The 22465-nt window shown below is 69.5% G+C and carries 25 protein-coding genes; 16 read left to right on the forward strand and 9 right to left on the reverse strand.

Annotated elements, in window-relative coordinates:
• Window position 1: 1 nt before the first annotated feature.
• Window positions 2-712 (reverse strand): alpha/beta hydrolase, encoded by a 711-nt coding sequence (locus ABZT14_RS13365; protein WP_356300754.1) that lies wholly within the window; start codon window positions 710-712, stop codon window positions 2-4.
• A gap of 317 nt (window positions 713-1029) precedes the next feature.
• Between ABZT14_RS13365 and ABZT14_RS13370 the strand changes: the two genes are divergently transcribed.
• On the forward strand, window positions 1030-2247 hold the full coding sequence (locus tag ABZT14_RS13370; RefSeq protein WP_356300757.1) for an IS110 family transposase: 1218 nt from the start codon (window positions 1030-1032) through the stop codon (window positions 2245-2247).
• 79 nt (window positions 2248-2326) lie between these two features.
• Here the strand turns inward: ABZT14_RS13370 and ABZT14_RS13375 are convergent, their stop codons facing one another.
• From ABZT14_RS13375 to ABZT14_RS13395, 5 genes are all read right to left on the reverse strand, one after another.
• Window positions 2327-3436 (reverse strand): S8 family serine peptidase, encoded by a 1110-nt coding sequence (locus ABZT14_RS13375; RefSeq protein WP_356300760.1) that lies wholly within the window; start codon window positions 3434-3436, stop codon window positions 2327-2329.
• A gap of 223 nt (window positions 3437-3659) precedes the next feature.
• Window positions 3660-4757, reverse strand: coding sequence for a S8 family serine peptidase (locus ABZT14_RS13380; protein ID WP_356300762.1), 1098 nt, complete (start codon window positions 4755-4757; stop codon window positions 3660-3662).
• A 1661-nt stretch (window positions 4758-6418) separates the two neighbouring features.
• Window positions 6419-6895 carry a hypothetical protein gene (locus ABZT14_RS13385; protein WP_356300765.1) on the reverse strand — a complete coding sequence of 159 codons (477 nt, stop codon included), beginning with the start codon at window positions 6893-6895 and terminating at the stop codon, window positions 6419-6421.
• Between the two features lie 426 nt (window positions 6896-7321).
• Complete coding sequence (locus ABZT14_RS13390) at window positions 7322-7756, reverse strand: hypothetical protein (protein ID WP_356300768.1); 435 nt, start codon at window positions 7754-7756, stop codon at window positions 7322-7324.
• Entirely contained in the window at window positions 7753-8142 is a 390-nt protein-coding gene (locus ABZT14_RS13395) for a hypothetical protein (protein WP_356300771.1), read from the reverse strand. The genes ABZT14_RS13390 and ABZT14_RS13395 overlap by 4 nt, the downstream gene beginning before the upstream one ends.
• 305 nt (window positions 8143-8447) lie before the next feature.
• Here ABZT14_RS13395 and ABZT14_RS13400 point away from each other — a divergent pair, with 305 nt between their 5' ends.
• The 3 genes from ABZT14_RS13400 (at window position 8448) to ABZT14_RS13410 (ending at window position 10361) form a co-directional block, all read left to right on the forward strand.
• On the forward strand, window positions 8448-9173 hold the full coding sequence (locus tag ABZT14_RS13400; protein WP_356300774.1) for an SDR family oxidoreductase: 726 nt from the start codon (window positions 8448-8450) through the stop codon (window positions 9171-9173).
• A 345-nt stretch (window positions 9174-9518) separates the two neighbouring features.
• Window positions 9519-9659 carry a nitrilase-related carbon-nitrogen hydrolase gene (locus tag ABZT14_RS13405; protein ID WP_356300777.1) on the forward strand — a complete coding sequence of 47 codons (141 nt, stop codon included), beginning with the start codon at window positions 9519-9521 and terminating at the stop codon, window positions 9657-9659.
• A gap of 3 nt (window positions 9660-9662) precedes the next feature.
• On the forward strand, window positions 9663-10361 hold the full coding sequence (locus ABZT14_RS13410; RefSeq protein ID WP_356300780.1) for a nitrilase-related carbon-nitrogen hydrolase: 699 nt from the start codon (window positions 9663-9665) through the stop codon (window positions 10359-10361).
• Between the two features lie 369 nt (window positions 10362-10730).
• Here ABZT14_RS13410 and rpsN read toward each other — a convergent pair whose 3' ends face one another.
• Window positions 10731-11036, reverse strand: a complete 306-nt coding sequence (gene rpsN / locus ABZT14_RS13415; protein ID WP_356300783.1) for a 30S ribosomal protein S14 — start codon at window positions 11034-11036, stop codon at window positions 10731-10733.
• On the reverse strand, window positions 11036-11272 hold the full coding sequence (gene rpmB, locus ABZT14_RS13420) for a 50S ribosomal protein L28 (RefSeq protein WP_356300786.1): 237 nt from the start codon (window positions 11270-11272) through the stop codon (window positions 11036-11038). Before rpmB ends, rpsN begins: the two co-directional genes overlap by 1 nt.
• A 55-nt stretch (window positions 11273-11327) precedes the next feature.
• On the opposite strand from rpmB, the gene rpmG reads away from it, so the two are divergent.
• The 5 genes from rpmG to ABZT14_RS13445 all read left to right on the forward strand — a co-directional run bounded on the left by rpmG (window position 11328) and on the right by ABZT14_RS13445 (window position 14198).
• On the forward strand, window positions 11328-11492 hold the full coding sequence (rpmG, locus tag ABZT14_RS13425; protein WP_356300789.1) for a 50S ribosomal protein L33: 165 nt from the start codon (window positions 11328-11330) through the stop codon (window positions 11490-11492).
• Between the two features lie 36 nt (window positions 11493-11528).
• Window positions 11529-11819: a type B 50S ribosomal protein L31 gene (locus ABZT14_RS13430; protein WP_356300792.1), complete on the forward strand. Its 291-nt coding sequence runs from the start codon at window positions 11529-11531 to the stop codon at window positions 11817-11819.
• The gene (locus ABZT14_RS13435; protein WP_356300795.1) at window positions 11816-12979 is read left to right on the forward strand and encodes a GTP-binding protein; all 1164 of its coding nucleotides are present in this window, start codon (window positions 11816-11818) and stop codon (window positions 12977-12979) included. Before ABZT14_RS13430 ends, ABZT14_RS13435 begins: the two co-directional genes overlap by 4 nt.
• A 142-nt stretch (window positions 12980-13121) precedes the next feature.
• Window positions 13122-13331 carry a 30S ribosomal protein S18 gene (rpsR, locus tag ABZT14_RS13440; RefSeq protein WP_356301253.1) on the forward strand — a complete coding sequence of 70 codons (210 nt, stop codon included), beginning with the start codon at window positions 13122-13124 and terminating at the stop codon, window positions 13329-13331.
• Window positions 13332-13961: 630 nt separating this feature from the next.
• On the forward strand, window positions 13962-14198 hold the full coding sequence (locus ABZT14_RS13445; RefSeq protein WP_356300798.1) for a DUF397 domain-containing protein: 237 nt from the start codon (window positions 13962-13964) through the stop codon (window positions 14196-14198).
• Window positions 14199-14357: 159 nt separating this feature from the next.
• Here ABZT14_RS13445 and ABZT14_RS13450 read toward each other — a convergent pair whose 3' ends face one another.
• Complete coding sequence (locus ABZT14_RS13450; RefSeq protein WP_356300801.1) at window positions 14358-14882, reverse strand: ATP-binding protein; 525 nt, start codon at window positions 14880-14882, stop codon at window positions 14358-14360.
• Window positions 14883-15217: 335 nt separating this feature from the next.
• On the opposite strand from ABZT14_RS13450, the gene ABZT14_RS13455 reads away from it, so the two are divergent.
• From ABZT14_RS13455 to ABZT14_RS13485, 7 genes are all read left to right on the forward strand, one after another.
• Window positions 15218-16072, forward strand: a complete 855-nt coding sequence (locus ABZT14_RS13455; protein ID WP_356301256.1) for a helix-turn-helix transcriptional regulator — start codon at window positions 15218-15220, stop codon at window positions 16070-16072.
• 51 nt (window positions 16073-16123) lie between these two features.
• A complete protein-coding gene (locus ABZT14_RS13460; protein WP_356300804.1) occupies window positions 16124-17581 on the forward strand; it encodes an aldehyde dehydrogenase family protein in 1458 nt (485 codons plus the stop codon).
• 203 nt (window positions 17582-17784) lie between these two features.
• Entirely contained in the window at window positions 17785-18225 is a 441-nt protein-coding gene (locus ABZT14_RS13465) for a protein-tyrosine phosphatase family protein (protein WP_356300807.1), read from the forward strand.
• A gap of 248 nt (window positions 18226-18473) precedes the next feature.
• Window positions 18474-19049 (forward strand): DinB family protein, encoded by a 576-nt coding sequence (locus tag ABZT14_RS13470; protein WP_356300809.1) that lies wholly within the window; start codon window positions 18474-18476, stop codon window positions 19047-19049.
• Between the two features lie 109 nt (window positions 19050-19158).
• Window positions 19159-19776, forward strand: coding sequence for a PadR family transcriptional regulator (locus ABZT14_RS13475; RefSeq protein ID WP_356300811.1), 618 nt, complete (start codon window positions 19159-19161; stop codon window positions 19774-19776).
• A 166-nt stretch (window positions 19777-19942) separates the two neighbouring features.
• A complete protein-coding gene (locus ABZT14_RS13480; protein WP_356300813.1) occupies window positions 19943-20938 on the forward strand; it encodes an ATP-binding cassette domain-containing protein in 996 nt (331 codons plus the stop codon).
• Window positions 20935-21714: an ABC transporter permease gene (locus tag ABZT14_RS13485; RefSeq protein WP_356300816.1), complete on the forward strand. Its 780-nt coding sequence runs from the start codon at window positions 20935-20937 to the stop codon at window positions 21712-21714. Before ABZT14_RS13480 ends, ABZT14_RS13485 begins: the two co-directional genes overlap by 4 nt.
• Window positions 21715-22465 lie beyond the last annotated feature (751 nt).

Raw genomic sequence — 22465 nt, forward strand, 5'->3', positions numbered from 1 at the left:
ATCAGCCGCCGTCCACACTCGCCAGGATGACCCGCGCCAACTCGGCCGGCCTGCTGAACTGCGGCCAGTGCCCGGTCGCCAGGTCCACGTACTCCACGTCCCGGATACGCCCCAACTCCCGTGCCCCCGGATGCCCCTGGGCCACCCACTGCCTCAGCATCGCGCTCGGGTACTCACAGGCCACCACCGTGGCCGGGACCTCGTAACGACGCTCGTCCGACAGACGCTGCCCGTCCCGGACCACCCCCACCGGAGCGGGAACCGCGCGGGCACGGAAGTCGGCCCGCATCCCGGAGTCCAACCCGTCCAACTCCTCCGAACCGAAGAACGACCACTCCGGCAGGGGCACCTCACCGTTCACCACCGGTAGCTGGTCGTTGATGCACTGCCCCTCACCCTTGGGCTCACTGGCGACGTACACCACCCGGGCCACCCGGTCCGGCCGCGCGTCCACCGCCGCGTGGGCGATCGCACCCCCACCGGAGTGCCCGACCAGCACCGGCCGCCCCTCCCCGGGGTCCAGCGAGTCGATCACCCCGACCACCGCGTCCACGTGGTCTCGAAGGGTCACCCCCGTACGGTCCGCCGCCGGCCCCTCCATCCCCGGAAGCGTCAACGCGTGGGTACGGTGCCCCGCCTCCCGAAGGGGCGGCACCACCAGGTCCCACGAGGAAGCGTCCAGCCACAGCCCGGGGATCAGGATCAGATGCATCCCCCGAGGCTAGGCCCCCTCACCCCGAGCGGCCAGCGGACCATTCCGGCCAGCCCCCGTTATGTTTTCGGCGGTCCTGCAAGAGGGCCGCTGGCCTCTGGGCCCGGCATGACTGTGTCCCCCTGTCGAAGGCATGACCTGGGGGGTGGTGTCACCGGGTCCGAGAGGTGTTGTCGGAGACGCTGATGAGAGGTCCGGCCACCGTCCGGTCCGGCGCAATGCCGGGCAGTTCGCGGGCGGCAGGTCTGCATAACGTGGATGCGCGAGTACGACACCGACACCGAGGCCGGCACGTTCAACTCCCGTGAAAGGGTGCGATGTTCGACACCGATGACGTGGGCGTGTTCCTCGGCATGGACGTGGGCAAGTCCACCCACCACGGCCACGGCCTGACTCCGGCCGGCAAGAAAGTCTTCGACAAGCCGATACCCAACAGCGAACCGAAACTACGGGCCGTCTTCGACAAACTGATCACGAAGTTCGGCACCGTCCTGGTGATCGTGGACCAACCCGCCTCCATCGGCGCCCTCCCGCTGACCGTGGCCCGCGACGCAGGCTGCCAGGTCACCTACCTACCCGGCCTGGCGATGCGCCGCATCGCCGACCTGTATCCGGGCGAGGCCAAGACCGACGCCAAAGACGCCGCAGTCATCGCGGACGCCGCGCGGACCATGCCACACACCCTGCGCTCCTTGGAACTCACCGACGAGATCACCGCCGAACTCACCGTCCTGGTCGGCTTCGACCAAGACCTCGCGGCCGAGGCCACCCGCACCTCCAACCGGATACGCGGCCTACTCACCCAGTTCCACCCCAGCCTCGAACGTGTCCTGGGACCTCGCCTGGACCACCAGGCCGTCACCTGGCTGCTGGAGCGCTACGGTTCCCCAGCCGCCCTGCGCAAGGCCGGACGCCGCCGACTGGTCGAGGCGATCCGTCCCAAAGCGCCCCGCATTGGCACCCGGCTGATCGACGACGTCTTCGACGCCCTGGACGAACAGACCGTCGTCGTGCCCGGGACCGGCACCCTCGACATCGTGATCCCATCCCTGGCCGCCTCACTCACCGCCGTCCACACCCAACGCCGGACGATGGAAGCCCAGATCGACGCCCTGCCGGAGGCCCACCCTCTTTCCAAGGTCCTGACGTCGATGCCCGGCGTCGGCGTCAGGACCGCCGCCACCCTCCTAGCCACCGTCGGCGACGGCACCGGCTTCCCCACCGCCGCCCACCTCGCCTCCTACGCCGGCCTAGCCCCGACCACGAAATCCTCCGGGACCTCGATCCACGGCGAACACGCCCCACGCGGCGGAAACCGGCAACTCAAACGCGCCATGTTCCTATCCGCCTTCGCCTGCATGAACGCCGACCCCGCCTCCCGCGCCTACTACGACAAACAACGCGACCGGGGGAAAACCCACACCCAGGCCCTCCTCCGTCTCGCCCGACAACGAATCGGCGTCCTATTCGCGATGCTCCGCGACGGCACCTTCTACGAACCCCGCACCCCCAAAAACGTCAGACCCGCCACCTGACCCCAACAAACCAAACCACCCCACACCAGACCTAGACACCTTGACGAAAGACATAGAGGCACCCCCCCGCACCCCGAGGTCAGGGGTTCCGCCTCCTGCGGAGCAGCGCGTACACCCCGGCCCCGCCCAGGACCACGGCGACGGTGGCTCCGAGGGTGAGGTAGAGGGCGTTGTCGCTGCTCTTGTGGGAGTTGTCGGGGTGGGTGGCCTGGTTCTGGTCGTGGGGGTCGGTGTCGGTGCCCTTGTCGTCGGGGTGGTTGTTGTCCTTGTTGTCCGTGGCCTTGCTGTCGTCGGGGTTGGGGTTGGCGAGTTCGGGGGTTCCGTATTTGCCGCGGGCTTTTGCTTTTCCTGGCCACGGACTTGTGTCGGCGGGACCGGGGTCACCCTCGTTGTCCAGTAGGTTCATGCGGGGGCGCACTACGCCGTAGCCACCGTAGATGCTCGGTACCTTGCCCCACTTGGGCTTGCCTGCTGTGTTGATGAGTACGCGGAGGACTTGGTTGGCGGTCCAGTTGGGGTGTTTGGACCAGAGGAGTGCGGCGGATGCGGAGGCGAGTGCGGTGGCTGCGCTGGTGCCGCCGTCGCCGTTGCAGTATCGGGTGAAGGTTTCGTCGCACCAGTAAGGAGCGTCTTTTCCGGGTGCGCCGAGGTCGACGGAGTCGCCGTAGCTGGAGGTTTTGGATCGTTTGCCGTTGGCATCGGTTGAGGCTACGCCGACGACTTCGGGGTAGCCGGCCGGGAATTCATAGGAGTTTTTGCCTGCGCCGTCGTTTCCTGTGGCGGCGAAGAGTAGCTTGCCTTTTGATCGGGCATATTTGACGGATTCGGCAAGTTGGGGTGTGTGATATCCGCCGAGCGAGATGTTGATGATCTTTGCTGGGGAATTAGCGGCGGCACGAATTGCTCGATCGGCTTCGCTCCCCTTTCCCAATTCTTTCTTGCTGGATTTAAGGCTGATCTTGTGGGGGATTATTTTTGACGCTGGCGCGAGTCCCTTTACCCCGTTGGCTTTTCCGGCGATCAGTTCGGCCATGCTTGTTCCGTGGCCGTCTGTGTCTTTGAACTCGTTACCCTGCTTCCTGGTCCAATCTTTTCCCCGTAGCACCCTTCCCTTGAGTGATGCTGTTTTTCTTACCCCTGTGTCGATGAGGGCGATGGTGATGCCTTTGCCGGTGGAGTGTTTCCACATGGCGGGGGCTTGCATGGTGGTGAGGTAGGGCTGTGGGGGTGGGGTGTCGGCGTGTGCTGTGGAGGTTTGAACAGCCAATGCCAGAGCCGAAGTGGTAGCGAGGGAGGCAAAGGTGAGCACTCGCCGAGGTGGGGGAGGAGTCATGGGTGACTTTCAGCGTGTGGGGGCGCGGGGGTGGCGTGTGAAGGCGGGTGGGGAGGTGCGCTTGCCCATTTAGCCGAGGTCAGGGGCTGCTCCGTCGCCTTTGGTAAAGGAGGTATCCGCCGGCTGCGCCGAGGAGTACGGCGGTGGTGGTTCCGAGGGTGAGGTAGAGGATGTTATTGCTGTTTTTGTGGGGGGTGTCGGGGTGGGTGGCTTGGTTCTGGTCGTGGGGGTTGGTGTCGATGTCTTTGTCGTCGGTCTTGTGGTTGTCGTTGTCGGTGGTTTTGCTGTCGTCGGGGGTGCCGTATTTGCCGCGGGCTTTTGCTTTTCCTGGCCACGGACTTGTGTCGGCGGGACCGGGGTCACCCTCGTTGTCCAGTAGGTTCATGCGGGGGCGCACTACGCCGTAGCCACCGTAGATGCTCGGTACCTTGCCCCACTTGGGCTTGCCTGCTGTGTTGATGAGTACGCGGAGGACTTGGTTGGCGGTCCAGTTGGGGTGTTTGGACCAGAGGAGTGCGGCGGATGCGGAGGCGAGTGCGGTGGCTGCGCTGGTGCCGCCGTCGCCGTTGCAGTATCGGGTGAAGGTTTCGTCGCACCAGATCGGGGCGTCTTTTCCGGGTGCGGCGAGGTCGACGGAGTCGCCGTAGCTGGAGGTTTTGGATCGTTTGCCGTTGGCGTCGGTTGAGGCTACGCCGACGACTTCGGGATGTCTGGCGGGGAAGCCGTAGGGGTTGTCTTTTTTACCGGTGTTTCCGACGGATGCAAAGACGAGTTTCCCTTTGGATCGCGCATATCGGACTGCTTTTTCTAGTTTGTCGTTGTAGGGCCCTCCGATGGAGATGTTGATGATTTTCGCTTCTGATTTTGCTGCTGCGGTTACTGCTTTGTCGAGTGCGGGGTTTTTTACCGTCTCGTCTTCGCTCTGTGTTAGTTCGACTCGGTAGGACTTGATATTCGCATTTGGGGAGAGTCCTCGGATTTCTCCGTTTGTTCCTGATCCTGCGATTATTTCTGCCATCGAGGTTCCGTGTCCGCTGTAGTCGTCGAACTCGTCGCCTGATTCTGAGGTGTTCCAGTCGCCGCCTGGGAGGAGTTTTCCTGCCAGGTTCTTTGTCTTTCTTACGCCCGAGTCGATGAGAGCGATAGTGGCGCCTTCCCCGGTGGAGTGTTTCCACATGGCGGGGGCCTGCATGGTGGTGAGGTAGGGCTGTGGGGGTGGGGTGTCGGCGTGTGCTGTGGAGGTTTGAAGGGACAGTGTTAGTGCTGAAGTGGTAGCGAGGGTGGCAAAGGTGAGCACTCGCCGAGGTGGGGGAGGAGTCATGGGTGACTTTCAGCGTGTGGGGCGAAGGCGGTTACTGGATGACCGGAGGGGTCGTCCCCTGGGTGCGAGGTGACCAGGTCTCTTCGTCTTCGGTGAGGTAGGCAGGGCGCGCAGGCTTGTTGTCCTCCGCTTGGTTGTCCCGGTCACTGTTGCGGGAGAGGCCAGCGCCGCCACGGGTGAAGGTGGTTTGTGACGGGCGGTTGGAATTCGTCGCACGCGGTTGTCCGAGAACACCGTCGGCTGAGGGCGCTCCTCTTTGCGGGGCGGGCGGCTGAGCCTGCTGGCGCGGTGTAGCGGGAGCGAACTGAGATCGGGAAACGGGAGCGGAGCGGCCGATCACGTTGCCCTGGGGAAGTCGGGTACTTCCTCGTGAACTGCTTGACGTGCGCTGAGGAGTGCCTCCTGCCACGCCGTCACGTCCCGTTCGCGGGAGTCCTGTCGGTGTTCTTCCTCCAGCAGAGCCGGGAGGGTTCGTCGGGCGTCCCACCATGCCGTTGTTGACGGGGCTTCTGCCTGGAGTGCCAGCCCCTCCAGGGCGGGAGGGCGACATGCCTGCCGGCGGTCGTCCCGTCATGCCCTGGTTCGAGGGAGGGCGGCCCACCGGGTTGGCTGTTCCACCCGTTGGCGGCCGTCCCACGGCGGGTTGAGAAGGGCGTCCCGTCGGGCTCGCTGCCGGCGGTCGACCTGCTGCTCGGGGGGAAGGCGTCCCTCCTGGTTGCGCTGGTGGGGGCGTGGGCAACCCACCGGGCCAGCCCGTCGACTGTCCAGGGTTGGGGCGAGGGGCTTGCCCGGTATCGGGGATGGGCGCTGGGCCAGCCTCGTTGGGGCGTGGAGGGGCGCTTACGGAGTCCAGGTTCGTGGTGATAGGTCGGTTAACAGGATCTGCGGCAAAAGCTCCCCCGGTTTCCTTCTGCGCCGGTCCTACGCTTTGCTCTGCGAGTCCCGAGGGCGAGGCAGGCGATGTTGCGTGTACGCCTTGGGCTGACCCGGGCTGCGGAGGTGCAGCGCTTTGGTTGGGCTGTTCAATCCCCACGTTGGGCATGGGCTTGAAGCGGGGTTCTTCGATGTTCGCCAGACCGTCGTTGGACGCGTTGTAGGCCTGGGAGAGTTTCTGGATCTCGGTCAGGGCGGCCTGGTGTTCCTCGCCCTTCTTGGTGTCCTTGGTCGAGCGCTTGGGCATCGCGGCCTTGCGGTCGGCGAGGGCCGCGGCAGCTTCCTGCATGATGGAGCCGGACTGCTTGGCGTAGGTACCGACCGCGACGGTGCTGTGACTCAGCCCCTTGCCCCACTTGCGGAACGCGTCGCCGGACTCGCCCTCCCAGTTCACCTTCTCGATGTAGGTGTTGATCTCCGTGGCGATCTCGGTGATCTGGGTGCCGGCGTTGGCGAGAGCCGCTGCGGCTGTGGCGATCTTTTCGTGGTTGGCGCCCTCGATCAGTTCGATCAGCTCGTGGAGGCTGTAGTCCTCGAAGCTCGTACGGGACCCGCCGCTCTTGCCTGCCATTCCTACTCCCTGCTCAGATCCCGAATTCCTCGGATGTCTTCTTGTTGCCCTCGCCCCCATCGGTGGGCCGGTGGAGCTCGGGGTTGCCCTGGAGTTGCCAGAAGCGGCGGCGGGTGTCGTCGTCCATGGTGTTGAAGCCCTTGTCGGCGCCGTCCACGGCGATGCCCATGGCTTCCATCTGTTGGCCCAACACGGTGGAGAGCTTGGTGAGTTGCTGGAGGACCTTCTCGTACTGACCGGCGAGGTCGGTGGCCTCCAGGAACTGGGCTGAGCCGAACGAGCCGTGGTTGAGGGTGTTCTGCTTGAGCTGGGTGGGGTTGGCCGGGGCCTTGCCGGAGAGGTTCTCGATGATCTTGTCGATGCGCTTCTTGAAGGACTGGAGGGACTCGCTCTCCTTGTGGATGTAGTCCTGTCCTCGCCCTGTCATGGGCTGCGGAGTGATGCCCCGCTCGTCCTCGATCAGCCCCATGGCCTCCCCCTCGACTGGCACCGCGTACGACTACATGACGGCCGGTGACACCTTAGTCACTGGCCAGTTCGTAGCCAACTGCCGTTTCCTCATGGTGAATTGACGTCACAACATGTGCCGCAGCAAACCACATCACCCACAACCCCCGGCACACCCCCCGACCACCCGCCGCCTCCACCGCTCACCCCACCTGTTGCGTGAGCGCACCATCGGTGCCCTCGCCAGGCACCCCCACTCCCTGGGGTACCGCACCCTCGGTACCCCAGGGGGTGGGCGTAGGGCGAAGGGCTGACGTGGTCATGGGGGAACGCTCCCCGAGCCGCTCCGGCCTCCTGGGCGTGATCAGGGCTCACCCACCCCCGGCCCCACCCGTATCCACCTCACCCGGACCAGCCCAGCGCACCCCCGTCCCCACGTACCCCACAACGAAGTAGCCGTGACGCGACGTCAGCCGGGTCGCTCCTCTCCCGGTGGGTCACCGTCTCCGGCGGGGGTCTCTCCTCTGAGCGGGCTCACCGTGACGATCTCCTGTCGGCTGAGCGTGACCAGGCGGTGGTGGTCCGCGTCGACGGCGAGCAGGTCGCCCAGCACGGGGAGCCACAGCAGGTGCAGGTGTCCCAGCAGGGTGTCCGTCGGCAGGGTGGCGGCGACATCGCTGGCGGGCCACACGACCGACAGGGAGGTGCTGGTGGTGGGGAGTTGACGTCGTAGCCAGGCGGACACCCTGGTGGTGGGCAGGTCGCGGGCGTCCAGGCGCGCGGGGGCGTGCCGTTGGGTGGCGGGGAGGTTCAGCGGGCCGCCGAGCAGGTGGAGTACACGTTCCAGGGTGGTGGGGTCGGGACTGAGGCCCAGGGTTTCCAGGGCGGTGTGGGGGTGGGTCATGGTTCGGCCCTCATGGCGGTGCAGGGGCCCAGGGCGCGTATCCGGCCATGGGCGACCACCCAGTGGTCCCAGGGGCCGCGGTCGGTGTCGTCGACCAGGAACAGCCCTGTGACGTGGGGGAGTTGGCGGGCGATCTCGGTGAGCTGCCCTCGGATCAGTTCGACTCCGTCCTGGCGTACGGTCGCGCCGAAGAAGGCGTGGGCGACCCAGTTGACCGCGTGGTGCTGGTACAGCCAGCCGGCGGAGTAGTGGCGGACGCGTTCCTCGCTGAGGGCGAACTCCGGGCCCCGGGCGCGGAAGGTGGCGACCACCTCCCGGATCAGGTTGAGGTCCTCGTAGTCGCAGTCCAGGTGTCCTCTGACATCGCGGTATTCGGCCATGCTCACGTCTCCCCGGTGCCGGGCCGGGGTGAGGTCCACTCCGGCCAGATCCACACCGTAGAAAAGGAACTGTCCGTCGGCGGCTTCCGCTTTCCTGGCCTTTTCCTGGCGCGGCGGGAGCCGTTGTCCCCACCGCGCGGCCGGGCGGCCCACTTCCGGGTGGTGGTCTGGTTCGGCCGGGGGCTGAACGGGCTTGGGGTGGCGCCGGGCTTCGTACCCCTTGGGTGGGCGACTTTTCCGTTGCGTACGGTTTGGCTCGGGCCCCTGGACGAAAGGGTGCCGGTACGTCGGGCGAGGGGAGTGGTGGCGGGATGGAACCCGTGACGGTGGTGACGGGTGGCGGCCGGGGGATCGGTGCCGCCGTCTGCGAACGGCTGGCCCGGGACGGCCACGACGTGGTGCTCGGCTACCGCTCCGACGCCGCCTCGGCGGAGGAGGTGGCGCGGCGGGTACGGGACGTGGGGCGCCGATGCCTGCCGGTGGAGGTCGACACCGCCGACGAGGCCGCGGTGGAACGCCTCTTCGACCGCGCGGCCACCCTGGGGCCGCTCACCGGACTGGTGAACAACGCCGGGGTCAGCGGACCGGTCGGACCTCTCGCCGAGGCCGACGCCCAGGGGATGCGCCGGGCCCTGGACGTGAACGTACTGGGCTACCTGCTGTGTGCCCGTCGGGCGGTGCGGGAGATGGCCGACGGTGGGGGAGGGGCGATCGTCAACATCTCCTCCGCCGCGGCGACCCTGGGCAGCCCGGGGGAGTACGTGCACTACGCGGCGGCCAAGGCGGCGGTGGACGCGATGACCATGGGGCTGTCCAAGGAGGTCGCCGACCAGGGGATCCGGGTCAACTGCGTGGCCCCGGGGGTGATCTGGACCGGTTTCCACGCGGACCCGGAACGGCCGGCCAAGCAGGCGCCCGGTATCCCGATGGGTCGGGCCGGCCAGCCCGCCGAGGTCGCCGCGGCGGTGTCCTGGTTGCTGTCCCCGGACGCCTCGTACACCACCGGAGCGGTACTGCGGGTGGCCGGGGGACGCTGAGGTCTCGGTGGGCCGCGTCCTGGCCGGGGTTTCTCCGGGGTGTCCCGTACGCGTGGCGGACCAGGCGCGGGGTGCGTCTCCCCCTCGGGGGTGACCTGGGGCGGGACCGTGGGCCGACGCCCGCGAGCGGGGGCGCGGGGCACGGTGGGGGAGGTCGCGTCAGCGGCCCGGCCGGCCCAAGTGGCCTTCCTGCGCGCCCTGTTGGGCACCACCTGGGCCGGCCACCGGTACGTCGGGCCCGGGTGGTCGCCCCCGACGGGGGACCGTGGGCGCGCTGTCCACATGCCGGCCCCCGTGGGCCCTGCCAGCATGAGAGGGCGGGACCCGGCGGACGGAGGTGACCGGATGCGGGTGGCGCTGGCGCAGGTGGACTGCGCGCTGGGGGAGGTCGAGGCCAACCTGGCGCTCGCCCGGGAACAGGTGGACCGGTCGGTCGACCAAGGGGCCGACCTGGTGGTCTTTCCCGAACTGAGCCTGAACGGCTAGCACTTGGGCGCCCTGAAACAGGACACCGCGATCGAACGTACCGACCCCCGGCTGCGGGCGCTGTCCGTGGAGGGACCCTCGGTGCTGGCGGGTTTGCACGAGTACACCTCCATGCGGGCGTACAACACGGCGGTGCTGTGCACGGAGGGTGAGGTCGTCCACGCCCACCGCAAGCTCTACCTCCCCAACTACCTGGCCTGGGAGGAACGCAAGCACGTCAGCCCCGGCCAGTCGCTGCGCGCCTACCCGCTGCCACGTTCCACCGGCGGCAGGGGCGCCACCCTGATCTGCAACGACGCCTGGCAGCCGGTGCTGCCCTGGCTCGCCGTGCAGGACGGTGCGGAGGTGATCTTCGTACCGACCAACAGCGCCGCCAGTCTGGACCCGGAGTCCATGGACACCGTCCTGTACTGGGACACCCTGCTGTCCTACACCGCGCGGATGCTCCAGTGCTGGGTGGTCTTCGTCAACCGGGTCGGCAACGAGCACGGGGCCACCTTCTGGGGCGGCTCCCGGGTGATCGACCCACGGGGCACCGTCGTCGCGCAGGCCCCCCAGTGGGAGCCGGCGCTGCTGACGGTGGACATCGACGTCCACGAGGCCCGGCGGCAGCGCAGGGCGGTGCCGTTGGTGGCGGAGGCCCGGTTGGGGCTGATCGACCGCGAGGTGCGCAGGCTCATCGACGAGGGCGGCGACAGCTGAGCGCGGCCGGCCCGGCGGCGCCCTTCCCGGAGTGGTCGGCAGGCTCGTGCCGTACCTGCCCTGGCCCCGCGTGGACGTCGCGGCTGAGCTGGGCTTTCGTCAGCAGGGGCGCCCGCGTGGACGGCGCGGGGAGGCGGCCCGCCAGGGGTGCCCCGACCATCCCGGCTCACCGACAACGCTGACTCGCCGGAGCCCCGACCGCGCCGGCCGGCCCCAGCATGGCGACCGGCGTCGACCACCCACCGCCTGCCCGGGGCCGCCCCCCTCGGAGGGCCGCGAGGGCCGGGCGCCGGGACAGTGCGCCGGGCGCCCGGCCCGGCGGGCACGGTCGGGGCCCGGGACGGGAGTCCCCCGGGCCCCGAGCCGGGGTCACCAACTGGACTTGCGGACCCCGGGTAGTTGGCCGGCGTGGGCCATCTGGCGCAGGTTGATCCGGGACAGGCCGAAGGCCCGCAGGTGGCCGCGCGGCCGTCCGTCCACGCTGTCCCGGTTCCGTACCCGGGTGGGGCTGGCGTCCCGGGGCTGACGGCGCAGCTCCCGCTGCGCCTCCGCGCGGCGCTCCTCGGAGGTGGCGGGGTCGCGGATCAGCTCCTTGAGTTCGCCTCTGCGGGCGGCGTAGCGGGCGACGACGGCGCGGCGCTGCTCGTTCTTCGCGATCTTGCTCTTCTTCGCCATCAGACCCGGCCTCCCCGGGCGCGGATGCGGGCGACGGCCGCCTCCACGCCGATCCGGTCGACGGTGCGCAGGCCCTTGGTGCTCAGCCGCAGCCGTACGTGGCGGCCCTCGCTGGGCAGCCAGTACCGCCGGCGCTGGATGTTGGGGTCGAAGCGGCGGCTGGTGCGGCGGTGGGAGTGGGAGATGGTCTTGCCGAACGTCGGCTGGCGGCCGGTGAGTTGGCAGTGCGCGGACATGGTCCTCCTTCTCGCGCTTAATGAAAATGGTTTCCAATTCTGTATAGTACCCGCCATGGCACGCGACGACATACGCCCAGTGATCAAACTCCGCTCCACCGCCGGTACCGGATTCACCTATGTGACGCGCAAGAACCGCCGGAACCACCCCGACCGACTCCAGCTGCGCAAGTACGACCCGGTGGTACGCCGACACGTGATCTTCATCGAACAGCGCTGACCCCAACGCCCCACCACCCCGAAGGAGTTGCCGTCCATGAAGCCCGGCATCCACCCGCCCTACCGGCCCGTCGTCTTCCGCGACCGCGCCGGTGGGTTCGCCTTCCTCACCCGCTCCACCGCCACCAGTGACCGCACCATCGAGTGGGACGACGGCAACGGCACCGCCACCTACCCGGTGATCGACGTCGAGATCTCCTCGGCCAGCCACCCCTTCTACACCGGCACCGCCCGGGTGATGGACACCGCCGGCCGCGTCGAACGCTTCGAGCGCCGCTACGGCCGGCGCCCCCACCCCGGACCGGACGGAGAGGAGGCCCCCCGGTGACCTCGCCCAGCCACCCCCGACTGCCCGTGGCCCTGGTCGCCGGACTCCACCGCGAGGCCCGACGGGCCACCGTGGACCAGCTGTTGGCCACCGTCCCCGGCAGCGTCGCCCTCCACCACGACCTCGCCGCCGCCCCGGACGGCCACGTCCGCCGTACCCGCCGCGACCGCACCGAGGTCACCGACCAGGGCGAGACCCCCCTGGTCAACGACTGCGCCTGCTGCGCCCTCCGCGAGGACCTGGTGCCCGAACTGGAACGGCTGGCCGACAGCGGGCTGTACCGCCTCGCCGTGGTGGAACTGTGGGACTCGGTGGAACCCCGGGGCATGGCGGAGGTGATCGCCTCGGGCGGTGCCGACACGGTGGAGCTGACCTCGGTCATCACCGCCGTGGACCCCGCGCTGCTGATCCCCACCCTCGCCAACGGCGACGACCTGGCCGAGGCCGGCCTCGCCGCCGCCCGCTCCGACCAGCGGACCGTCGCCGACACCTGCGCCCGGCAGCTGGAGTACGCCCCCGTGCTCAGCGTGCACCAGGGGGAGACCCCCGCCGACCAGGAGGACCAGAGCCTGCTGCGGCAACTCACCCCAGGCGCCACCCAGGTACCGGTGGACTCCGCCGAGCTGGCCCGCGCCGCCCTCGCCGGCTTCGACGTCCAGGCCGCCGCCGAACGACAGCACCCGGCGCTGGCCCTGCTGCCCCAGGAGGCGGAACAGTCCGGCGTCCACACCCTGGTCTGGCGACGACGGCGCCCCTTCCACCCCGGCCGCCTCTACGCCGCGCTGGAGGAGCTGGCCTGCGCGGCCATCCGCAGCCGGGGCCGCTTCTGGCTGGCGGACCGCCCCGACATCCTGCTGGCCTGGGACTGCGCCGGCGGCGCCCTCTGCGTGGAGGGCGCCGGCCCCTGGCTGGCCTCACTGCCCGACGCCGCCTGGGACCTGCTGCCCCCGGTACGCCGTGCCGCCGCCGCCCTCGACTGGGACCCGGAACACGGAGACCGGGGCCAGCACCTGGTGTTCACCTCCCCCGACCTGGACGTCGACGGGCTGCGGGGGCTGCTGGACGCCTGCCTGCTCACCGACGAGGAGTACGAGGGCGGCCCGACCGCATGGAAACGGCTGCCGCCCGCCTTCGACGTACTGCTGGACCACGTGTCCTGACCCCGTCTCACACCATCCCCGCACCACCCCACCCGCCAGCCCCGGCGAAGAGTTCGGCCGCTGGCCCGACACCGGAAGGACGAACCCCGTGTCCACCACCCCCGCCCGCGCCCGCAAGCCCACCCGACGGCTCCGCAACCCCCTGCTGGAGGCCCGGGACGGCCAGGAACCGCGGCGACCGGACGAGCCCATCGACTACAAGGACCTGACGCTGCTGCGCCGTTTCCTGTCCGACCGGGGCAAGATCCGGGCGCGGCGGCTCACCGGGGTCACCGTCGCCCAGCAGCGACAGGTCACCCGTGCCATCAAGAACGCCCGCGAGATGGCGTTGCTGCCCTACCCCTCCAAGTAACCCCTGCCGGGGGGCGGGGCGCCCAGCTCCCCGCCCCCCGCGCCGTCGGCGCGAGTTGGCCCGGGGGTCCGGGTGCCGGGAGAGCGGTCCCGCCCCTTTTCGTACGGAGTCCCCGCCGGCCCCACCCGGCGCCGGCTTCCCACCGTGAGCGGTGCCGCCGCCGAGCCCCGACCGCCCCGCTCCCGCCTGCGCGGCCGCCCCGACCGCCCCGCCCCCGTCCGGGGATCGGGCCCGTCCGGAGGTTCGCCACCGCGACGGCGAGCCGTGAGGGGGGAGCCGGCGCCGCTTTCCTCCCCACGTCACGGCGGCCCCCCGAAGGTCGGCGGATCCAAAGGGCGCCGGCTCGCGTCCAACCCCCGAAGCCGCTGCCGCGCGAGGGGTGTGGTGGACTTCCTTCAGGCCGCGAGGTCACGTAGTGCGACGGTGACGTTGTTTCAGGTTTTGTTGGGGCGTATGTGCAAAGCGTTGTTCCGGCTCCCGTCGAAGAGGGCCAACCTGGGCCCTGACCGGGTGTAATGAGGTCACAACGCGCAGTCTTGCACGTGCATCCGCACATGCATTCGTCGTGCAACGGCGTTATGATCCCGGGCAGTTGACTACTCAGCGCCAACATGCTCCCGGGAGTTTCCAGTGCCTCACACGTACAACGGCATGGCCGCCAGGGACCTCCACGGGGTCAAATGGCAAAAGAGCCGCCACAGCAACTCGCAGGGCACCTGTGTGGAGTTCGCCAAGCTGCCCGGCGGCGAGGTCGCCGTACGCAACAGCAGATTCCCGGACGGGCCGGCCCTGGTGTACACCCCGGCCGAGGTCGAGGCCCTGCTGCTGGGCGTCAAGGACGGGGAGTTCGACCACCTGGTGGGCTGACCCACCCCGGCAGACGCCCGGCGGGGGCGGGGGGTTGAGTGCCCGGGCCCGGCCGCCGGCCGGGGCCCGAGCGGAAAGGGTTTTCCGTACGGCCGTCCCCCCGATCACACGGCCGTACGGAAAGTCCAAGGGGGAGCCGCGAGGCGGCTGGCGGGAGCCTCAGTCCCGCAGGTGGAACAGGGCCCACACCACTTTGCCGGTGTGCGAGCCCTGGAGCGGCTGCCAGCCCCAGCTGTCGGCGAAGCAGCGGACCAGTTGTAGTCCCCGACCCGACTCGGCGTCGAAGTCCACGAACCCCGTCATCACGTCGAACGGGTTCTCCGGGTCCGCCACCTCGGGGGCCAGGCGGGGCGCCTGGCCGCTGGGGTCGCGTACCGCGCACACCAGGCGGGAGCCCCACAGCATCAGGTGCAGCCGCACCGGTTCGGTGTCTCCCCGGGCGTCACTGGTGAGGCCGTGCCGCAGCGCGTTGGTGACCAGTTCGGACACCACCAGCGCGACGCTGTCGAACTCGGTCGCCAACTTCCAGTCGCACAGGGTCAGTCTGGTGAAGTCCCGGGCGCACTTGACCGCCTCGTAGCGAGCGGGCAGTCCGCGCGAGGCGGAGCCGGAGACGGAGAAGGGGCCGAGCGGGGGGAGGCTGTGCCATAACGGCTCAAGCACGGTCGATCCCTCGGTCCCCATGGTGAGCCACTCCTGGCGTGAGTAGGCAGTTCGGCCTCGGAAGGCCCCTGTTGGTGCTCCCTTGAATGACATCCGCCCCAAGTGCCTTGATCCGCAACACACTTCGGGCCCCACCCATGGTTGCCAATGCTCACGGCAGATGCAAGGGCAGATGCACGTGCACGCGGAATTTCCCGTCTGGGTAACCACCCGCATACGCAACGAGACCCGGAGGTGGCACACTGCTTCTTCGAACTCGGCGGAGGACCACACGAGATGACGACCAACATCGGCAGGGCGGCGTGGGGGACGTGGTGAGCACAGGCAGCGGCGGGACCGGTGGATCCAGCGGATCGATGGTGCGGCGGATCCTGCTGGGCTCCCAACTTCGCAGACTCCGCGAGTCGCGCGGTGTCACCAGGGAGGCGGCCGGCTACTCGATCCGCGCCTCCGAATCCAAGATCAGCAGAATGGAACTGGGGCGGGTGAGCTTCAAGGCCCGGGACGTCGCCGACCTCCTCACCCTCTACGGCGTCAACGACGAGTCCGAACGCGAACCCCTGCTCCGCCTCGCCAAGGAGTCCAGCGTCGCCGGCTGGTGGCACAGCTACAGCGACGTACTCCCCGGCTGGTTCCAGACCTACGTCGGACTGGAGGGCGCCGCCTCCGGTATCAGTGCCTACGAGGTCCAGTTCGTCCACGGCCTGCTCCAGACCGAGGACTACGCCCGCGCCGTCATCTCCCACGGGCACCGCACCGACCTGCCCCGCGACGAGGTGGACCGCCGCGTCGCCCTCCGCCTCCAACGCCAACGCGTCCTGAACACCGAGGGCCCGGGCTCCGAATCCGGCACCCACCTGGTGTGCGTACTGGAGGAGGGGGCGCTGCGGCGCCCCTTCGGCGGCCCCCGGGTGATGCGCGACCAGCTGGAACACCTCATCCAGGTGTCCGAACACCCCCGGATCACCCTGCAGCTGGCCCCCTTCGACCTGGGCGGGCACTCGGCGGAGAGCGGCCCCTTCACCGTGCTGCGCTTCCCCGAGCCCGACCTGTCCGACGTGGTCTACCTGGAACAGCTCACCAGCGCCCTCTACCTCGACAAGGCCGACGAAGTCGACCAGTACCAGCGGGCGTTGGACCGACTGCGCGAGCACAGCCTCTCGGCCGCCAGCACCCGGGATCTCCTCCGCGAACTCAAGCGGAAGATCTAATACCCCAGTACGATGACGACCTAGTAGCTCTGCGAGGCGACGGGAACGGGCATGTCCTTCTTCACCGACTTGGCGCTGCAGTACATCGACGGCGAATGGCGCCCGGGCAGTGGCTCCTGGGACATCATCGACTTCAACCCCTACGACGGGGAGAAGCTCGCGGCCATCACCGTGGCCACCGTCGACGAGATCGACCAGGCCTACCGCGCGGCCGAACGCGCCCAGCGCGAGTGGGCCAACACCAACCCGTACACCCGCAGACTCGTCTTCGAACGCGCGGTACGCATCATCGAGGACCGCGAGCAGGAACTCACCGAGGCGATCATCGCCGAACTCGGCGGGACCCGGGCCAAGGCCGCCTTCGAACTCCACCTCGCCAAGCAGTTCCTCCGCGAGGCCATGCACGTGGCCATGCGCGTCGAGGGGCGTATCGTTCCGTCACCGGCCGAGACCAAGGAGAACCGGGTCTACCGGGAGCCCGCCGGCGTCGCCGGCGTCATATCCCCGTTCAACTTCCCTTTCTTCCTCGCCCTGAAGCCGACCGCCCCCGCCCTCGCCCTGGGCAACGCCGTCGTCCTCAAGCCCCACCAGTCCGCCCCGGTCTGCGGCGGCACCCTGGTCGCCTGGCTGATGGAGGAGGCCGGACTCCCTCCCGGCCTGCTGAACGTCGTCATCACCGACATCGCCGAGGTCGGCGACGCCCTCCTGGAACACCCCGTGCCCCGGGTCATCTCCTTCACCGGCTCGGACCGCACCGGCCGCCACGTCGCCTCGGTCGCCGCCGGCCACTTCAAGCGCACCATCCTCGAACTCGGCGGCAACAGCGCGCTGATCGTCCTGGACGACGCCGACGTCGACTACGCGGTGGACGCCGCCGTCTTCAGCCGCTTCATCGACCAGGGCCAGGTCTGCATGGCCGCCAACCGCGTACTGGTGGACCACCGGGTGCGCGAGGAGTTCACCGACAAGTTCGTCACCAAGGTCGCCGGACTCCGGGTCGGCGACCCCAAGGACCCCACCACCCAGATCGGCCCGCTGATCAACTCCAGCCACGCCGACTCCCTGCTCACCCTCGTCGACCAGACCCTCCGGGACGGCGCCCGCGCCCTGCTGCGCGGCGAGGCCAACGGCAACCTGCTGTCCCCCACGGTCCTCACCGACATCCCCGAGGGCGCGCCCATCCTGCACCAGGAACTGTTCGGGCCGGTGGTCCTGCTGCTGCCCTTCGACGGCGAGGAGGAGGCGATACGTATCGCCAACGACTCCCCGTACGGCCTCAGCGGGGCCGTGCACAGCCGGGACCTGGGTCGGGGGGTGCGGGTGGCCCGGCAGATCGACAGCGGCATGGTGCACGTCAACGACTCCACGGTGGCCGACGAACCCATCGTCGCCTTCGGTGGCGAGAAACGTTCCGGTCTCGGTCGTCTCAACGGCGACGCCATGGTGGACGCCTTCACCACCACCAAGTGGATCTCCATCCAGTACGGCCGCAGCGGCTTCCCCTTCTGAACTCCCACCCCTCCACGCCACCCGTCTGACCTGCGCCAATCCAGACCGGCCGGAGGGCGACTTCCGGCCACTCTGGAGGGCCGCCGAGCCGGTGGATCCGGCCGCCGGTCGCCCACCAGGAAGCCCCGCCCGGGCCCCGGAGCCCGGAACCAGGGCGTACCCGAGCGTGTTCCCGCCCGGCGCACGGCCGGTACGGTGCCGTAATGACCGAGAGCTGGCGCCCAACGGATCCGGGAACTCTGCGGTTCCCCTCAGGAGTGCTCGTACGGGGCAGAGGGTTGCGCCACCCGCTGCCCGAGGGGCCTCTGCCCTCCTTCGGGGTCTACCTGCGGGGTCGGCGGCCACCGCCCGTGGAGTGGCAGAGCCGCTGGCTGCCCTGGCCGGACTTCTGGATTCCCCGTGACCGCGTGGAGGCCCGCGCCCTGCTGCGCGAGGCGCTCACCCGCGCGGCCCGTGAGCGGGTGGAGATCGCCTGCGGCGGCGGGATAGGCCGCACCGGCACGGCCCTGGCCTGCATGGCCGTCCTCGACGGGGTGCCCCCCGAGGACGCGGTGACCTTCGTGAGGAACCAGTACCACCCCCGGGCCGTGGAGACCCCCTGGCAACGGCGCTTCGTGCTCCGCTTCCGGGGCGGCAACCGGTAGCCCGACGGGGCCAAGTGCCCCCGGGGCAGGGGAGTTGGCCCCAGTGCCCCACGCGTCCGTGACGGTACCGGAACGCGTACGTCCACCCTCTTTCCGCCCTCGTGGATCCGGTCCCCTCAACGAGGACCGAAACTGTCCGCGAGCCTGGCTAACGTACTGGTCATGGAAGCCCCGGGCAGTCGGGGGCGACCCCTCACCCGTGTCCGTGAAGCACGGGCGAGGAAGCGAACGGACGAGAGGTGAGCGCGATGTCGGTACCCGCGAAGGCCGAACCCCACGGCGACGAGAAGTGGGCCCTCCTGGAGTACCTGGAGGTCCAGCGCACCGGGCTGAGGCTGGCGGCCCACGGCCTCACCGAGGAACAGGCGACCAGCACCCCCAGCGCCAGCGAACTGTCGGTCGCCGGAGTCATCAAGCACGCCGCCTGGGGTGAGAAGGGCTGGGTGGTCCGTATGAGGGGCGAGCGGCAGCGCTCCTTCCAGGACCAGATGCAGGACTGGGAGAACTCCTTCCGCCTGCTAGAGGGCGAGACGGTCGCGTCCGTGCTGGAGTTCTGGGACGAGGTGCGAAGGGAGACCGAGGAGGCGGTACGCGCGGTCCCCTCGCTCAACGACACCTTCGACAACCCGGCCGTGCCCTGGGACCCCGAGGGCGGACCGAGGTCCTGGCGCTGGGGCCTGCTGCACCTGCTGGAGGAGTTCGCCCGGCACGCCGGCCACGCGGACGTGATCCGGGAGACCATCGACAGCAAGATCTCCCACGACCTGGAGATCGAGTCCGGCGCGCTGCCCGAGCCCGACTGGACCCTGCTGCAACAGTCCTGACCGCGAGGGGGTGGGAGCCGGCCCACGGAACGGCCCCCGAAGCGCCCCTTGGAACGAGCCGTCGAGCGCCCCGTCTACGCTGATCGCACAGGCGAGGGGAGACGGTGCGATGTCGGCGATCCGGCTGCTGGTGCTGGGCGCGGTGCGCCAGCACGGGCGCGCCCACGGCTACCAGGTCCGTCACGACCTGGAGTTCTGGGGCGCCCACGAGTGGTCCAACGCCAAGCCGGGATCGATCTACCACGCGCTCAAACAGCTCGCCAAACAGGGCCTGTTGGTCGCCCACGAGACGGCCCCCAGCACCGTGGGCGGTCCGCCGCGTACCGAGTACGAGCTGACCGAGGAGGGCGAGAGGGAGTTCCTCCGACTGGTGCGGCACGCGCTGACCGCCATCGACGAGAAGCCCGACGTCCTCACCTCGGGCGTGGGCTTCGTGGTCGACCTGCCCCGTCAGGAGGCGATCGACCTGCTCCGTCAGCGGGTGGACGCCCTGGAGGAGTGGCGGGGTGAGGTGACCCGCCACTGGGTGCCGGACGGCTCGACCCCCCAGGACCTGGGGCACATCGGGGAGATCATGGGGCTGTGGGTGCACAGCGCGGTCAGCGGGGCCGAGTGGGCCCGGGGACTGATCGAACGGCTGGAGAAGGGCGCCTACGTGATGGCCGGCGAGGGGGAGCGCCCCCGGGACGTACTGGCCGACGGAGAGGTCAACCCGTACGCGGAGTAGGGGAGTTCACCTCGACGCCGGGCCTCTGAGCGGAACGCGGCGGGGTTTCCCGGGTGGAGGAGAGCAAGCCCGGGTAGTCGCTATTCAAGTTTGACCAATGATGGGCGCGCGAACTAGCCTCGCAAACGTGTAGTCAAGTTTGACTACCTTGTCCTGGGAGGACCCCTTGCACCCCACCCCAGCCATCCTGATCGAAGACCTCTACCGCACCTACCGAACCACCCACGCCCTGAACGGCCTCCACCTCACCGTCCCCCACGGCGCCGTCCACGGCCTCCTCGGCCCCAACGGCGCCGGCAAGACCACCGCCGTACGCATCCTCACCACCCTGCTACGCCCCACCCGAGGCCGAGCACTCGTCGCCGGCCACGACGTCGTACGAGAACCCACCCAGGTACGCCGCCGCATCGGCCTCCTCGGCCAACACGCCGCCGTCGACGAGGAGTTGAGCGGCTGGCAGAACCTGGAGATGTTCGGCCGCCTCCACCACCTCGGCCGCCGCGACGCCGCCCGCCGCGCCACCGCACTCCTGGAACGCTTCGCCCTCGCCGACACCGGCCACCAACCCGTCTCCCAGTACAGCGGAGGAATGCGCCGACGCCTCGACCTCGCCGCCTCCCTCCTCGGCGGCGATGACCGGACACCTGAGGTGCTGTTCCTCGACGAACCCACCACCGGACTCGACCCCCGAGGCCGCGCCGAGGTCTGGAAGGCCGTACGCTCCCTCGTCCACCAGGGCACCACCGTGCTGCTCACCACCCAGTACCTCGAAGAGGCCGACCAACTCGCCGACCACATCGCGGTGTTGGCCCACGGACGGGTCGCCGCCGAGGGCACCCCCGACCAACTCAAGTCCCGGCTGGGCGCGGACCGGATCGAGGTCGTACTCCGGGACGCCTCCCGCCTGGACGAGGCCGCACCCCTGATCGCCCGGGCCGCCGACGCCCCCACCGAGACCGACCCCGACCGCCGCACGGTCAGCGCCCCCACCACCGACCGGATCGCCACCCTCTCCCGCGCCCTCCGCGCACTGGAGGACGCCCACCTCACCGTCGAGGACATCTCGGTACGCCGACCCACCCTCGACGAGGTCTTCCTCCACCTCACCGACCACCCGAGCACCACCGCACCCACCCCGGACGGCACGGAGGCAACCGTATGAGCGGCTACCTGCTCACCGACTCCTGGACCCTCACCCAGCGCGGACTCCGCCACTGGGCCCGCAACCCCCTCCAGGTCCTGGTCCAACTCGCCTTCCCGGTGATGATGCTGGTGATGTTCGGCTACTTCCTCGGCGGAGGCATGGGAGTCGACGACTACCGGGAGTACCTCGTACCCGGCATGTTCGCCCTCACCATGGCCTTCGGCCTGGAAGCCACCATGGTCGCGCTCACCCGGGACCTCGGCCGAGGCCTCGTCGACCGGCTCCGCTCCCTGCCCATGGCACCCTCCGCCGTACTGGTCGGACGCAGCCTGGTCGACATGCTCGAATCCGCCCTCGGCCTCCTGGTGCTGCTGCTCGCCGGCCTCGCCATGGGCTGGCGCTGGCACGAGGGCCCCCTGCCCGCCCTGGCCGCCGTCGGACTCCTGCTGTGGCTACGGTTCGCCCTGCTGTGGGCCGGCATCTACCTCGGCATGGTCGCCGGCCGCCCCGAGATGGTCCAGGCCGTACAGATCCTGGTCTGGCCCGTCGCCTTCCTCTCCAACGCCTTCACCTCACCCGACACCATGCCCGGATGGATGGGCACCCTCGCCGAGTGGAACCCCATGTCCGCCACCGCCCAGGCCGTACGGGAACTCTTCGCCAACCCCACCTGGGGCGGACACGGCAGCTGGGCCACCGAGCACGCCTCGCTGCTCGCCCTGCTGTGGCCGGCCGTACTGCTGGCGGTGTTCTTCCCGTTGGCGGTACGCAGGTTCCGGCGGTTGGGGGCCTGACCTCGGGAGTGCCCCGCCTCCGGTGGCCGGCCCACCCGTAGCGGAGCTACCGGCACCCCACCCACGCCAGCCCCCGGTTCCCCCCACCGGAACCCCACTCACCAACCTCCCGAACCCGCCCCCCGCCCCCCGACTCCCGCCCAGCGTCGCCCCTCACCACCCCACCCCGGTAACCCGCGCCCCTCCGGCCGCCCAACCGGCACCCGCGCATCCCCCTCTCCCCGCGCATCCCCCTCCCCCCCGTCCCTTCGCCCCCCACCCCACCCCACCCCACCCCACCCATCCGACCCAGGGGCCTCTCCCCGTCCGCCCCCCAAGCCCCTCTCTGAGCGGGCTCACGCCCCACCACGGCGGGGCGTGAGCTGTCGCCACCGCCCCCTCTGGGGTGCCGTGACCCCGTGGTGCGCTCCCTCACGCCCCCGAGGTCGGCACACGGCCGCCACCGGGAGAGGGAAGTGGTCTCAACCGGCATGGCCGGTAAGGGGGTTGGGGTAGCGGAAGGGGAGCCCTGTTCGAGGCGGAAAGGGCGTACACCAGGCCTTCGCGGGGCCTTCTCCTGTCCGTTGCTCGCCGCTTCATGCGTTCCCATGGTCAAGTGAGACGAAGGCCTCACCGTTCGAAGGCCGTGGACGTGCGTCGCGGGAGGTTGTGGGCCTGACAATGGCTGAGGGAGCCGGTGTGGCTCTATCAGGTCAACCGTCGTAGACGGAAGGATTCGTCAGGTAAGGGAGTCGCAAAAAGTGGTCCGGGA

Source organism: Streptomyces sp. NPDC005438 (genome assembly GCF_040606315.1).
In the GTDB taxonomy this organism is placed as follows: domain Bacteria; phylum Actinomycetota; class Actinomycetes; order Streptomycetales; family Streptomycetaceae; genus Streptomyces.